We start from the raw sequence: 13,504 nt of genomic DNA on the forward strand, positions 1-13,504 counted from the left end.
GCCCCTCTCCCGTCCCTCGAAGGAAGCCATGAACCTCCTCTCCCGCCGCCGCGCTGTCGCAGCTGGTGTCGCAGCCGCGTGCGTCCTGTCGCTCGCCGTCGCGGCGGTCGTCGTCCCCGCGACGGCCGAACCGACCACCACGTCCGCCGCTGCCCTCCCCGCCGACTCGCCGGCCGTGGTCGGGCTCGGCATCAGCGAGGCCCAGGCTCTTCTCACGAAGGGCAGCACCACCTCCGTGGCGCTGGTCCAGGCCTACCTCGCCCGGATCGCGGCGTACGACGGCCCGTACGGCGACCAGCCAGGCCTGAACGCGATCCTCCGCCTCAACGACCAGGCCCTGGCCGAGGCCGCCGCCCTCGACGCCGAACGTGCCGCGGGCAAGGTCCGAGGTCCGTTGCACGGCGTGCCGATCCTGGTCAAGGACAACTACGACACCGGTGACATGCCGACCACCAGCGGCTCGAAGGCCCTGGCGGACTTCCAGCCGGCCGACGACGCCACCCAGATCGCCCGGCTGCGGGCAGCGGGCGCGATCGTGATCGCCAAGACGAACCTGCACGAGTTCGCCTACGGCATCACCACCGTCAGCTCGCTCGGCGGCCAGACGACCAACCCCTACGACCAGACCCGCAACCCGGGCGGCTCGAGCGGAGGCACCGGATCCGGCGTCGGCGCGGCCTTCGCCGCGGGTGGCATGGGCACCGACACGTGCGGCTCGATCCGCTACCCCGCCACGCACCAGAACCTGGTCGGACTCCGCCCGACCCTCGGCCTGACCAGCCGCGACGGCATCGCCCCCATGTCGCAGACCCAGGACACCGGTGGGCCGATCGTCCGGTCGGTCCGCGACGCGGCCATCGTGCTCGACGCCACCGTCGGCTACGACCCGAAGGACCCGATCACCGCCGAGTCGAACGGCAAGACTCCGGCGTCGTACGTCGACTCGCTCGACGACGGGCTGAAGGGCAAGAAGATCGGCCTGCTGGTCAACTCCAACTACCTGGGCACCACCCAGGCCGAGCAGCCGGTCACCGAGCTCATGGACGACGCCGTGGGCCAGCTGGAGGATGCCGGCGCCGAGGTCGTCGAGGTCGCCCTGTCGCCGGAGCTCGTCGCCGACATCGCTGGCGCCAGCGTCCTGGCCCAGGAGTTCCGGCGCGACCTCAACAACTACCTGGCCCAGCCCGGGGCCACGTTCTCAGCCGAGGTGGCCGCGCTCACGGCGCCGGCGGACACGCTCACCCTGAGCGACATCATCGCCACGAACACCGCGGTTGTGCAGAACTTGCTCACCGGTGCGCAGGACCAGCCCGAGCTTCCCAACGCCGACTACGACGCACGCCTCGCGAAGCGCGCCTCCGCCCAGGCCAAGCTCACCGAGCTGATGGAGGTCAATGATCTCGACGCGCTCGGCTACCCCACGCTGAAGCAGACCGCGGCGCCCATCGGGCAGAGCCAGCCCGGCGGCAACTGCGGCATCTCGGCCGTGACCGGCTTCCCCGCCCTCACCGTCCCGGCCGGGTTCACCAGCACCGGCATGCCCATGGGCCTCGAGCTCCTCGGCACCCCGTTCAGCGAACAGACCCTCCTCGCCATCGGCGCCGGCTTCGAGAAGACGGGCGACCACCAGAAGCCCCCGGCCTCGGTTCCCGAGCTCGCGACCGACGCGATCCGGCCGGTCGGGCTGAGCGGCACCGCGACGACCGCCACGTACGGCCGGGCCACGACCGTGACCGCGACCGTGACCTCGGCCGTCCTCGCTAAGGGACGCCTCAGCGTGCTCGGCCGCAGCGGCGCCGTCCTCGGCAGCGCAGCGGTCGCGGCGAAGACGCCGTCGACCACCGTCCGGGTCCAGATCCCGGCCGGCCGGCTGCCGGCCGGTGCGACGACCCTGACCCTGTCGTTCGAGCCGACCGCCGGCACCGCAACCGGGGCCACGAAGGCGTCCGTGATCGCTCGGGTCGGACGCGCGACCGTCCCGCTGCGGGTCCAGAGCCGGTCCGGTCTCGCGGTCGGCGAGCGGGCCCGGGTGCGGATGCGCCTCGCCGCCGTGGCCGGCACCGCGCCGCGTGGCACCGTCGTCGTGCTGGTCGGTGGGCGCTCCGTGGGCCGGGCCCCGGTCCGCAAGGTCGGCCGGACCTGGGTCGCCCTCGTTCGGACCGGGAAGCTGACCCGATCCGGCGCCGTGCAGATCCGCTTCCGGCCCTCTGCCACGGCGCGCGGCAACCTCGCCGCCTCGACCTACCGCACCGGTCTGAAGGTCCGTCGCTGACTGCCGCTTGACCGGGTCGACCCGACGGCGCCCCGTCCCACTCCTTCGGGGCGGGGCGTCGCTCGTGGGTCCGTTTGGGCGCCGACTCCCAGCGGCCGACCTCGATCTGGCGTTTCGCCGACGGTGACCAATGCGAAGCAGCTCACGCTCCGCGGCGATCTACCTGCGCGCCGGTGGGATCGACCTCGGCGTGGCGCCCGCGACCTCGGATGCAGACCTCGTGAACCCCTCGGGCCTGCGAGGGTGCATGGGTGGCTGGCCCGGCGCCCTCCTCATCGCCAAGTCGGCCAAGCTGGCAGAGCGTGTCGAGCGGGTGGAGGCGAGGCCAGATCGTCTGGTCGACAAGGACGCTACGGACGTCGTGCGCCTGATGATGGCGACGCACTCGGTCTGAACCTGGCGCAGCGCAACCTCGAAGGGACTGGCGCGCGATGTCGACGATGGGGGTCCTGGCCTCCGACGAGGACTGGTGGCCACGATCGCGATATCGGAGCCATGGAGTCCGGTTGGCCGGGGCGCGCTCTACGCTACTGCCCGGTAGCGCCCATCCGGCGCCTCTCACTTCGTCGGACGGAAGTCACTCATCACCATGCGCAAGATCCTCGCCCCGATCCTCATCGGCCTCGGCGCCTTCCTGGTCGTCGCCGCCGTCGTAGCCCAGGTCTGGGCGCCGGGGCAGATCGAGCGAACCCCGCTCGACACCGACAACACGACGTACCTCTCGGGCAGTGCGCAGGTGGCCGGCGGTGACGACCTGAGCCTGCAGGAGTCGCCGGTGCAGGCGTTCAGTGTCAACCAGGTCGACGCCGACGCCTCGGACGACGACGTCGTCGCCTGGACCACCTCGCTGTGCGTGGTGCGCGACGAGGGTGACGTCGACGGCTGCGTCGACGCCGACGACCCGCAGGGCCGCCTGGTCAGCGCCGAGACGGAGGTCTTCGCGACCGACCGGACGACGGCGCTCACCGTCGACAACGGTGACTACGTGCCCGAGGGGACACCGCAGCAGGAGGGCCTGCAGAACAAGTGGCCCTTCGGCTCCGAGAAGAAGACCTACCCGGTCTGGGACGGGATGCTCGGCGCCGCGGTCGACGCGACGTACGAGGGCACCGAGGAGATCGATGGGCTCGAGACCTACCTCTACAAGGCCGACGCGAGTGCCGAGGGCATCGAGGTCATCGACGGGGTCACCGGCAGCTACCTGCAGACCACCGACTACTACATCGAGCCGCGGACCGGCGCGATCATCAAGCAGGTCGTGCACCAGGAGCGCGTGGCCGACGGCGTCGGCAAGATCCTCGACCTGGACCTCGCGTTCACCGACGACCAGGTCCAGACCAACGTCGACGACGCCAACGACAACATCTCCAGCCTGCGGCTCCTCGAGACCGTCGTCCCCGTCGTCGGGTACGTCGCCGGCGGCATCGTGCTCGTCGTCGGGCTGGGCCTCCTGCTCCTGCGCCGACGTACGCCGGACGCGGCGTAGTCCGGCGCGGAGGGTCATTTTCGGACCCCGGTACTTAAGCCCTCGGAAGACGAAAGCACAGTGTGCACTGGGATCTGGGCACTTCGGCCCTACCCGGCGGCTACGGTTCTCGCCATCTTGGGTACCGTGCCGAGCACTGCTGACGGATCGAGAGGGTTGCGACGAACATGGTCGATGTGAACACCGCGCTGGACGAGGCTGGGCTCACCAACCCTCGAGTGCGTGAGTACGTGGCTCACTGGGCAGCGATCACCCAGCCCGACCGGGTCGAGGTCGTAGGCGCTGCGGACGACGCCCGCCTGGTGCAGGAGGCGCTCGACGCAGGCGAGCTGCTGCCCGCCGGCGAGGGTCGGTACTACTCGCGCAGCTACTACAAGGACACCGCCCGCTCCGAGGAGCGCACGGTCGTGGCGACCAGCAACGAGTCCGACAAGGGCGCCTACAACAACTGGAAGCCCGCGGCCGAGATGACGGAGCTGCTCACCGAGCGGATGCGCGGCGCCTCGGCGGGCAAGACCATGTACGTCATCCCCTACCTGATGGCGCCGCCCGGATCGCCGCTGGAGCAGTACGCCGCAGGCGTCGAGCTCACCGACAGCCGCCCGGTCGTGCTGCACATGATGCGGATGTCGCGTGTCGGGTCGTCGTACGTCGACAACCTCGAGGACCCCGACAGCTTCGTACGCGCCGTCCACGTCACCGGCGACCTGGAGAACCTCGGCCAGGGCACCCCCGAGGACCAGCGCTACTTCGCGACGGTCGCCGACGAGCGGACGATCCTGCACTACGGCTCGTCGTACGGCGGCAACGCGCTGCTCGGCAAGATCGCCCACGGTCTGCGGCAGGCCTGCTACGACGGCCGCGCGTCGGGCGCGTTCCTCGCGGAGCAGTTCATGCTGCTCGGCATCACCGACAAGGAGACCGGGAAGCGCTGGCACATCTGTGGTGGCTTCCCGAGCGCGTCGGGCAAGACCAACCTCGCGATGACACTGGCGCCGGACGCGCTGGGCGACCGCTACCACGTCGAGTTCTACGGCGACGACATCGCGTGGCTGTGGGTCGGCGACGACGGTCGGGTCTACGGGATGAACCCGGAGAACGGCGTCTTCGGCGTCGCCAAGGACACCAACGAGAAGACCAACCCGACCGCGCTCGACTCGATCGGCGAGGGCTCCGGCGTCATCTTCACCAACGTGGCCTACAACCCCCAGACCCACGAGGTCTGGTGGGAGGGCATGACGAAGAACCCGCCCGAGGACGTCACCGGCTGGCAGGACTGGAAGGGCGAGCTGATCTCGGAGCGCGCGGCCGACGACACGTCGCCGTGGGCCCACCCCAACAGCCGCTTCACCACGACGCTGGCCAACGTGCCCAACGTCGCGGGCGACTTCGAGGCGCCCGCCGGCGTCCCGATCGACGCGATCATCTTCGGCGGCCGCACCAGTGACCGCGAGCCGCTGGTCCGCGCGATCACCGACCTGGCCGAGGGTGTGTACGACGGCCTGACCCTCGGCGCCGAGGCGACCTTCGCCGCCGAGGGTGTCGACGGCCAGCTGCGCTACGACCCGATGTCGATGCGCCCGTTCATGGCGTACGGCGAGGGCGACTACGCCGCGCACTGGCTGAAGATCATCGGCTCTGCCACCGACCGGCCGATCTTCGCGCACGTGAACTGGTTCCAGCGCGGCGAGGACGGCCACTTCCGCTGGCCCGGCTACCGCGACAACCTGCGCGCACTGCTCTGGCTGGCCCGCTTCAAGGACGGCGAGGTCACCGGTCGGCAGACGCCGGTCGGCGTGCTCCCGACCGTGGAGGAGCTCGAGCTCGACGGCGTCGACATCACTCCCGAGGACCTCGAGATCATCTTGACCATCGACAATGCGCGGTGGCGTCAGGAGATGGGCTTCCGCGAGGAGCACCTCAAGGCGTTCGAGCGGGTGCCCGAGGAGATCTGGGAGGCCCACCGCCGGGTCTCTGCCGCTCTCGACGCGGAGGCCTGAGCTCCGCCGTACCGTCGGCTGTAACGCGGTGTTGGGGGAACTGGGAACCCGTTAGAACGGGATCACGGACCCCACAACACCGCGTCACATGCGATCTCAGCGCCGCGGCCGAGCCGCCCCCCAGAGCCCCACGCCGATGCCGACGACGGCACCGCCGAGGCCGATCAGCTGCTGGGAGCGCGACATCTGGTGGTGGACGGCGAGCCCGCCCAGCAGGTCGGACGCGTCGGCTCCTCCGGAGGCGAGGAACCACCGGCGGGTGTCGCGTCCGCGTAGCGCGGTCGTGACGAGCGCGCCGCCGATGAGGGCGTCGCGGTAACCCATCGACCGCAGCAGCAGGCGGGTGGTGGGGACCGGGTCCTCCTTGTCGCCCCAGAAGCGGTTCGCCTTGACGGGCGAGATCAGGAACGAGACGCCCGAGGCGAGGCGGATGGAGCCGGCGAGGAGGGCTGCGCGGTCGACGTGTGCCATGGCCGGACCCTAGAGCCCGGGCGGGTCAGCCACAACGCCCCGAGCACCAGGACCGAGCCGGCGATGCCGTCGAGCCAGTAGTGGTTGGCGGTGCTGACCACGACGAAGAGCGTCGCGAGAGGGTGCAGCAGCCACAGCCAGCGCCAGTGGGTCCGGCACGCGGCGATCATCACGACCGCGATCAGCAGCGCCCAGCCGACGTGCAGGCTCGGCATCGCGGCGTACTCGTTCGACATGCTGCCCAGCACCGGCGCCTGGTAGATCGAGAGACCGCCGGCGTGGCCGGTGTCGACCATCCCGAGCGAGGTCAGCAGCCGGGGCGGCGTCACCGGCAGCAGCACGGTGAAGACCAGCGCGACGGTGGTGGCGCCGAGGAGGGCGCGCTTCGCCCAGTGGTAGGCCGGTCGCCGGTAGCGGTAGAGCCAGACCAGCACGGCGATCGTCAGGGGGAAGTGGACCGAGACGTAGTAGCGGTTGGCCAGCTCGACGATCCAGTCGTGGCTGAGCGCCCAGGTCTGGAGGGTGGCCTCGGCCGGGAGGCGCAGCCACCGCTCGGCGTCGAGCACGCCGTGGGCGTGGGCGTCGGCGCGGCCGAGCTCCTGGGTGGCGAGCACGCGGCCGAGGTTGTAGACGAGGAAGGCCGCCAGCAGCTGGGCGACCTCGCGGAGGACCTCCGGGATCGAGGTACGGCGGGACGCGGTCGGCGCGACCGTGCTCACCGCCATCGACTTCCTGCCCTTCTTCCAGATCTCTTACAACTGTAAATTAACGGGGTGCGAACGAGCCACTCCACACTGGGGTCAGACTCGTCACACGCCGTTGACTCATCGGACGTACTCATCGGGAGGAGGTGGACCGGCGGTGTCAGATACCCACGGCGACCCGCGCGTCGAGCGCAGCCGCGCCCAGCTGACCGACGCGCTCACCACCCTGCTGCGCACCCGTGAGCCCCGCGAGATCTCGGTATCCGCCCTCTGCACCGAGGCGGGCCTGAGCAGGCCGACGTTCTACCAGCACTTCGCGAACCTCGACGAGGTCGCCGTCGCCGGCATCGAGGGTCGCTTCCGGCACCTGCGCGCCGAGCTGCCGGAGGCCGACGGACCCGAGACGTCGTACCGCCTGCTGCTCGCCTGGCTCATCGAGCTCGACGGCGAGCGCGACGCCTGGCAGCGCACGATCGGCAGCGGTATGGCGTTCTCCGCCTCCCGCGACGCGGTCGAGGCCTGGCTGGTCCAGCAGCTCGCGCAGCACGCTCCGAGTGCGACGCCGCCGGTGCTGCGGTACGCCGCGGCTGGGTTCCTCGGGGCCGTCCGGAGCTGGCTGCTGCAGGACGCCGGCCCGGACCGGCCGAGCGCCGCGGAGCTGGCCGCGAGCCTGGTCGACGTGTCGGCCCGGGTGCTGGCACCCACGGTTGGAACGCGTTCTACGCTGAAGACATGAAGACACGACTGACATGCCCGTGCGGCGAAGTGGTCAAGGGCAAGGACGAGGACGAGCTCGTCGAGCTGACCCAGCAGCACCTCGCGGAGGTGCACCCGGAGATGAAGTACGGCCGCGACGAGATCCTCTTCATCGCGACCTGAGGCGACACTAGCTCTCCATGGCCTCCGGCAGGCTGACCGCCTCGTCGTCACCGAGCAGGAACGCATAGGTGAAGCCGGCGATCAGGCCACCGGCGACGGGCGCGAGGATGAACAGCCAGAGCTGTGCGATCGCATCGCTGCCGGCGAAGAGGCCGACGCCGATCGAGCGCGCCGGGTTCACCGAGGTGTTGGTGACCGGGATGCTGATCAAGTGGATCAGGGTCAACGACAGGCCGATCGCCAACGGGGCCAGGCCCTTGGGCGCGCGGGTGTCGGTCGCGCCGAGGATCACCCAGATGAAGATCGCGGTGAGCAGCACCTCGATCACCAGGCAGGCGAGCAGGTTGTAGTCCATCGGTGAGCGGTCGCCGTACCCGTTGGAGGCGAAGCCGCTGTCCTTCGCGGAGAAGCCGTCGCGACCGCTCGCGATGAGCAGCAGCACCGCGCCGGCGGCGATGCCGGCGACCAGCTGGGTGCCGATGTAGTACGGCGTCTCCTTCCAGGCGATCCGACCGCCGGCGGCCGCGCCGAGGGTGACCGCGGGGTTGAAGTGCCCGCCGGAGATGTGGCCGACGGCGTACGCCATCACGACGACGGTGAGTCCGAAGGCGAGGGCCACGCCGAGCCAGCCGACGCCGACGCCGGGTTCGCCGCTGGTGGCGAGGACGGCGGTGCCGCAACCGCCGAACACGAGGACGAAGGTGCCGAGGAACTCGGCCGCTAGCTTCTTGGTGGTGCTGGGTGTGGTTGCCAAGTGTTCCTCCAGGAGTCCGCGGCCCGGTCGGCCGAACCACTTCCGAGTATGGCGATGCGCGACGCCTGAGTGGGGGACCCTGAGGTCCTGCCTCGGGTGGACTTCTTCCGGGTGGTTGTCGGGGTGACCTGTCAGGTGGCCGGCGGCGGTGCCGTGCTCTCGCGGATGACGAGCTCGGCGGGGAGCAGTACGTCGTCGGGCGGCTGCTGCTCGCGCATCGTCGCCAGCAGCGTCGCGACGGCGAGCTGGCCCTTGCGGGCGACGTCTTGGCGGACGGTCGTCAGCGGCGGCCGGGTGACGACGGCGATCGAGCTGTCGTCGAAGCCGACCACCGAGACGTCGCCGGGCACCGACAGGCCGAGCGACTCGGCGGCGCGGATCACGCCGAGGGCGAAGGAGTCGGAGAAGCACACGACGGCCGTCGGTCGGTCGGGCCGGTCAAGCAGAGTGAGCGCGGCGTCCTCGGCGGCGGCCGCCGGGCGGTAGGGCGCCATGGCGACCACCGGCTCGATGCCAGCCGCGTCGAGGGCGTCGTGCCAACCGAGCATCCGTTGGTCGGCGGGGAAGCTGGGCGACGGACCGCCGGTGTTGCCGGCCAGGGTCAGGATCCCGATGCCGGTGTGGCCGAGGTCGACGAGGTGCTGGGCGGCGGAGCGGGCGCCGCCGCGGTCGTCGACGTTGACGCTGGCCACCCGTTCCCGCTTGTGCTGGTCGATCGCGACCTGGGGCAGCCCGCGTCGGTCCAGCCAGGCGAGGTCGACCGAGTCCGGCTCGCAGATGTAGAGCAGCGCGCCGTCCATCGCGACGTCGCGGGAGGGGACGTAGTCGTCCCGGCTCGGCGTCAGCAGGGTCAGGGCCAGGCCGTTGTCGGCCAGGGTGTCGGCGACAGCGGCGAAGAACTCGGCCGCGATCGCGTCCTCGAACGCGTCGCTGAGCCGGTCGTTGAGCACCATCCCGACGGCACCGGTGCGGCCGCGGGCAAGGGCCCGCGCGGCCGGGTCGGGGCCGACGTACCCCAGCTCGTCGGCCGCGGTCAGGATCCGCGCCCGCAGGTCGGCCGAGAGCTGGTCGGGGCGTGAGAACGCGTTGGACACCGTCATCCGGCTGACGCCGACGCGGTCCGCGATCGACTGGAGGGTCACCTTGGCCATGGGAGACCCAGTATCGCGGGTCTGCCCAACGGCCGGGGTGAGACTCACCCGTGCTGGACCGTACGGCGCGGCGTGGGCTCCACCCAGTGGGCGAGGCCGTGCAGTCGGGCGGCGACCCGGCTGCGGGCGGCGACGGTGGGACGGGTGCGGGTCGGACGGTCCGGGACCACGGGGGCGTCGGGTCGAGCGCTGCCGGCGGTGGCGCGGGCGGCGCGGACGGCGAGGTCGGCGGCGATGGGGTCGAACGTCATGGCTCCTCCTCGGGCTTTGGTGAATGACGCTGTACCGGGACAGTAACCCCGAGTGGCTTTACCGGTCAAGTGACCGGTAAAGAACCACGTCATCCCGCGGGCGCCACGCTCGGCACCTTGGTGACCTGGTCCCAGGTGAAGACGTAGCTGCCACCTCCCGCCGGCACGTCGAGCACCAGGTTGCCGCCGCCCGACGCCCCGCCGACGCCGTAGTTCTCCGTCCACGCGTCGTTGATCGCGACCTTCCATTCGTAGCTGCCGGCCGGCAGGGTGAAGGTGCCGTGCCACTGGCCGTCCGAGGTGTCGAAGGCCAGATGGGTGGCGGCGCACCCGGGCTGCCAGTCGTCCGGGCAGCCCAGCTCGGACTGGAGGCTGCCGGCGACGGTGACGCTGTTGCGCAGCGGGACCGGATCGGCGGTCGTCACCGTCACCGGGTCGCTGGTCACGGTGGGCAGCGACCCTTCGTGGAGCACCGCGCGATAGCTGACCGACGTACCGATCGCCAGGTCCGAGACGTCGTCGGTGAGCGTGTACGCCGGCGACGAGGTGTCCGTGCCGAGCGTGGTCCAGGCGCCGCTGCCGACCCGCCGCTGGAAGGTCACCGACTGCGCCGCGCGCTCCGGGTCCACGGCCGCCTCGAGCCTCACCGGGTCGATCGCGGTCACCGTCGGGCCGGCGGGTGAGGAGATGCGGATCGAGGGCGACGGCACCCGCGCCGAGCGCGCGGAGGTGCCGCGGGTGTGACCGGCATTGTCGAGGACGGCGGCCCGGTAGTCCACCGACGTGCCCGGTCGCAGCGTGCTGACGTCATCGAAGACCTGGTACGGCGCGGAGTCGTCCGTGCCGATGCTCCGCCAGGGACCGTGGCCGATCCGGCGCTGGAAGGTCACCTCGTAGAACGAGGAGCCTGCGACCGATGCGGCCACGTGCATCCGACCTCGCGACACGTCGCTCGGCTGCGGCGCGCGCAGGCTGATGCCGGGAGCCCGGTGTGAGCGCGGGATCGGGGCGTCCGAGCGATAGACGACCGTCGAGAGCCCGGGCACGTTCACGGAGAGCTCGCTGTGGCGGTCCGTCTTGAGATGTGCGGGACCGGTGCCGTAGACCCGCGAGAAGCTGCCCTTGCGGAGGTAGGTCGGTACCGCGCCGGAGGCAGCCTGCTCGCTGTTGCTGAGCACGACGACGTACTCGCGCTGGTGCCGCCGGTCGATCCGCGAGAAGGCGAAGAGGCCTGGGCCGTCGGAGGCGAGGCGGACCTGCTGGGCGCCGTTGCGCAGCGCCGGGTAGCGGTCGGTCACGGCAGCGAGGCTGCCGATCGCCTGGTAGAGCGGGTGGTCGGTCGCGAAGTTGTCGTCGGCGCCGGTGCGGTCGGTGCCGATCTGGGTGTCGTCCTGGTACTCGGGCACCTGGCTGGCAAACATCGTCTGTCGCGCGAGCTGGTCGCCACCGGTGCCGGTGAAGCCCTGCTCGTCGCCGTAGTAGACGACCGGGTTGCCGCGCGAGAGGTACATCAGCTCGTGACCGAGCCGGTCGCGCTTCAACAGCTCGGCGGCGTCGGCGGTCGGCGTCCCATCGGCAGTGCGGTTGTCAGCGGTGACGAAGTAGCCGAACCGCCCCATGTCGTGGTTGCCGAGGAAGGTCGGCAGTGAGTACGCGTTGGAGTCGGCGTCGGTGTACCAGTCGTCGTTGGCGAAGAAGTCCGAGAGTCGCTGGGTCGACAGGCTCTTGGAGGCGAAGCCACGGGCAGCGTCCTGGAACGGGAAGTCGAGGATCGCCTGCATCCCGTCGTGGGTCGTGTAGTGCGACGTGAAGCTCTTCGCGGCGGCGTCGCTGCCGTCGAGCGCCACCTCGCCGAACATGAAGAAGTCGGGCTTCCCGTGGCGGTCGGCGTAGTCGAGGATGCCGGGGCCGAACGCCTGCCAGAACTCGTCGTTGACGTGCTTCATCGTGTCGATCCGGAAGCCGTCGATGCCGAACTCGCCGATCCAGCTCCGGTAGATGTCGGTCATCCCGTCGACGACCTCGGGCCGCTCGGTGAAGAGATCGTCGAGGCCGAAGAAGTCGCCGTACTGGCTGTCCTCGCCGGTGAAGGTCGTGTTGCCGCGGTTGTGGTACATCGTCGGGTCGTTGAGCCAGGCGGGGACCTTGAGGTCCTCCTCGGCCGGGTCGAGCACCGGCGTGTAGGGGAAGGACGTGGCGGAGTCGAGCTCGGGGAATCGCGCGGTCCCGGCGTAGTCGCGGTCGTCGAAGACACGTCCGCTCGCGGTGCGGTAGGGCGACACGTCCTTCGAGACGTACGCCGTACGCGCGCCCTCCTCGTAGCCGATCACGTCGGCGGTGTGGTTGGTGATGATGTCGAAGAAGACCTTCATCCCCTTCGCGTGCGCCGCGTCGACGAGCTCCCCGAGCTCCGCGTTGGTGCCGAGGTGAGGGTCGACCTGGGTGAAGTCGGTGATCCAGTAGCCGTGGTAGCCGGCGGACGGGCCGTCCTCGAGCTGGACCGCCTTGTTCTTGAAGATCGGCGTCAGCCAGATCGCGTCGGTGCCCAGTCCCTGGATGTAGTCGAGCTCGGCCGTCAGCCCGGCCAGGTCGCCGCCGTTGTAGAAGCCCTTGCTGGTCGGGTCGAACCCGCTGACCAGCCGGTCGTCACCGAGCCCGCCCTCGTCGTTGGCCGGGTCGCCGTTCTGGAAGCGGTCGCCCATGACGAAGTAGAAGTCCTGATCGGTCAGCCCGGAGCGCAGGGCATGCCGGGCATAGTCACCGTCGGACTTCCCAGCATGGCGGTGCCGCGGCGGGTCTGCCGAGGCGGGCGCGAGCGGCGCCAGCGTGAGCACGAGGAGTACGGGCAGGGCACGCAGCAGCAGACGCATCTGGAACTCCCGAGTGAGCCAGGTCACATCGTTGTGACGAGACTTGCAACCTAGACGGGAGCGCCGACAACCGACAAGCGTCCCGCGTCACCGCGGTCGAGGGAGCGTCCGATCACGAGTCGCTGGATCTGGTTGGTGCCCTCGAAGATCTGCATCACCTTGGCCTCGCGCATGTAGCGCTCGACGGGGAAGTCGCGGGTGTAGCCGTAGCCGCCGAGCACCTGTACGGCGTCGGTGGTCACCTTCATCGCGTTGTCGGTGGCGACCAGCTTGGCGACCGACGCCTCCCGGCCGTACGGGAGTCCCTGGTCCTTGAGCCGTGCGGCGTGCAGCATCGTCGCCCGGGCGCTCTCGATCGCCGCCTCCATGTCGGCGAGCACGAAGCTCAGCCCCTGGTGGTCGATGATCCGCTCGCCGAAGGTCTCGCGGCTCTTCGCGTAGGCAACGGCGTGGTCCAGCGCCCCCTGGGCCAGCCCGGTCGCGACCGCGGCGATGCCGAGCCGACCGGCGTCCAGGCCGGCCAGCGCGATCTTCAGTCCCTGGCCTTCAGCCCCGAGACGGCGCTCCACCGGGATCCGCACGCCGTCGAAGCGCATCGTCGCGGTCACCGACCCGGTCAGCCCCATCTTCTGCTCGGGCGGATCGGCGATCAGGCCGTCGGCGTCG

Annotated in this window: 13 protein-coding genes; 6 read left to right on the forward strand and 7 right to left on the reverse strand. The window is 70.6% G+C overall.

The features are described from left to right. Positions 1-28: 28 nt before the first annotated feature. The 4 genes from ABEA33_RS14575 (at position 29) to ABEA33_RS14590 (ending at position 5,758) form a co-directional block, all read left to right on the forward strand. Positions 29-2,272 carry an amidase gene (locus tag ABEA33_RS14575; RefSeq protein WP_345527531.1) on the forward strand — a complete coding sequence of 748 codons (2,244 nt, stop codon included), beginning with the start codon at positions 29-31 and terminating at the stop codon, positions 2,270-2,272. Between the two features lie 130 nt (positions 2,273-2,402). After that, positions 2,403-2,666, forward strand: coding sequence for a hypothetical protein (locus tag ABEA33_RS14580; protein ID WP_345527532.1), 264 nt, complete (start codon positions 2,403-2,405; stop codon positions 2,664-2,666). A 195-nt stretch (positions 2,667-2,861) separates the two neighbouring features. Then, positions 2,862-3,758, forward strand: a complete 897-nt coding sequence (gene pgfA / locus ABEA33_RS14585) for a cell envelope lipid trafficking protein PgfA (protein WP_345527533.1) — start codon at positions 2,862-2,864, stop codon at positions 3,756-3,758. A 167-nt stretch (positions 3,759-3,925) separates the two neighbouring features. Further along, the gene (locus ABEA33_RS14590) at positions 3,926-5,758 is read left to right on the forward strand and encodes a phosphoenolpyruvate carboxykinase (GTP) (protein WP_345527534.1); all 1,833 of its coding nucleotides are present in this window, start codon (positions 3,926-3,928) and stop codon (positions 5,756-5,758) included. Positions 5,759-5,854: 96 nt separating this feature from the next. Here ABEA33_RS14590 and ABEA33_RS14595 read toward each other — a convergent pair whose 3' ends face one another. Both ABEA33_RS14595 and ABEA33_RS14600 read right to left on the reverse strand, forming a co-directional pair. Then, positions 5,855-6,229, reverse strand: a complete 375-nt coding sequence (locus ABEA33_RS14595; RefSeq protein ID WP_345527535.1) for a DUF4267 domain-containing protein — start codon at positions 6,227-6,229, stop codon at positions 5,855-5,857. After that, the gene (locus ABEA33_RS14600) at positions 6,160-6,954 is read right to left on the reverse strand and encodes a phosphatase PAP2 family protein (protein ID WP_345527536.1); all 795 of its coding nucleotides are present in this window, start codon (positions 6,952-6,954) and stop codon (positions 6,160-6,162) included. Before ABEA33_RS14600 ends, ABEA33_RS14595 begins: the two co-directional genes overlap by 70 nt. Positions 6,955-7,090: 136 nt before the next feature. On the opposite strand from ABEA33_RS14600, the gene ABEA33_RS14605 reads away from it, so the two are divergent. Together ABEA33_RS14605 and ABEA33_RS14610 are read left to right on the forward strand one after the other, a co-directional pair. Then, positions 7,091-7,669 (forward strand): TetR/AcrR family transcriptional regulator, encoded by a 579-nt coding sequence (locus ABEA33_RS14605; RefSeq protein WP_345527537.1) that lies wholly within the window; start codon positions 7,091-7,093, stop codon positions 7,667-7,669. Then, positions 7,666-7,812 (forward strand): hypothetical protein, encoded by a 147-nt coding sequence (locus ABEA33_RS14610; RefSeq protein WP_345527538.1) that lies wholly within the window; start codon positions 7,666-7,668, stop codon positions 7,810-7,812. Before ABEA33_RS14605 ends, ABEA33_RS14610 begins: the two co-directional genes overlap by 4 nt. Before the next feature lie 7 nt (positions 7,813-7,819). Here the strand turns inward: ABEA33_RS14610 and aqpZ are convergent, their stop codons facing one another. The 5 genes from aqpZ to ABEA33_RS14635 all read right to left on the reverse strand — a co-directional run. Next, the gene (gene aqpZ / locus ABEA33_RS14615; protein ID WP_345527539.1) at positions 7,820-8,566 is read right to left on the reverse strand and encodes an aquaporin Z; all 747 of its coding nucleotides are present in this window, start codon (positions 8,564-8,566) and stop codon (positions 7,820-7,822) included. A gap of 131 nt (positions 8,567-8,697) precedes the next feature. Continuing rightward, positions 8,698-9,717, reverse strand: a complete 1,020-nt coding sequence (locus tag ABEA33_RS14620) for a LacI family DNA-binding transcriptional regulator (RefSeq protein ID WP_345527540.1) — start codon at positions 9,715-9,717, stop codon at positions 8,698-8,700. Positions 9,718-9,761: 44 nt separating this feature from the next. Beyond that, entirely contained in the window at positions 9,762-9,968 is a 207-nt protein-coding gene (locus ABEA33_RS14625; protein ID WP_345527541.1) for a hypothetical protein, read from the reverse strand. Between the two features lie 89 nt (positions 9,969-10,057). Beyond that, entirely contained in the window at positions 10,058-12,838 is a 2,781-nt protein-coding gene (locus ABEA33_RS14630; protein ID WP_345527542.1) for an alpha-amylase family glycosyl hydrolase, read from the reverse strand. A gap of 50 nt (positions 12,839-12,888) precedes the next feature. Further along, positions 12,889-13,504: acyl-CoA dehydrogenase family protein (locus ABEA33_RS14635; RefSeq protein ID WP_345527543.1), on the reverse strand; the 616-nt coding region annotated here is incomplete at its 5' end.

This window comes from Nocardioides endophyticus, assembly GCF_039543845.1.
Taxonomy (GTDB): domain Bacteria; phylum Actinomycetota; class Actinomycetes; order Propionibacteriales; family Nocardioidaceae; genus Nocardioides; species Nocardioides endophyticus.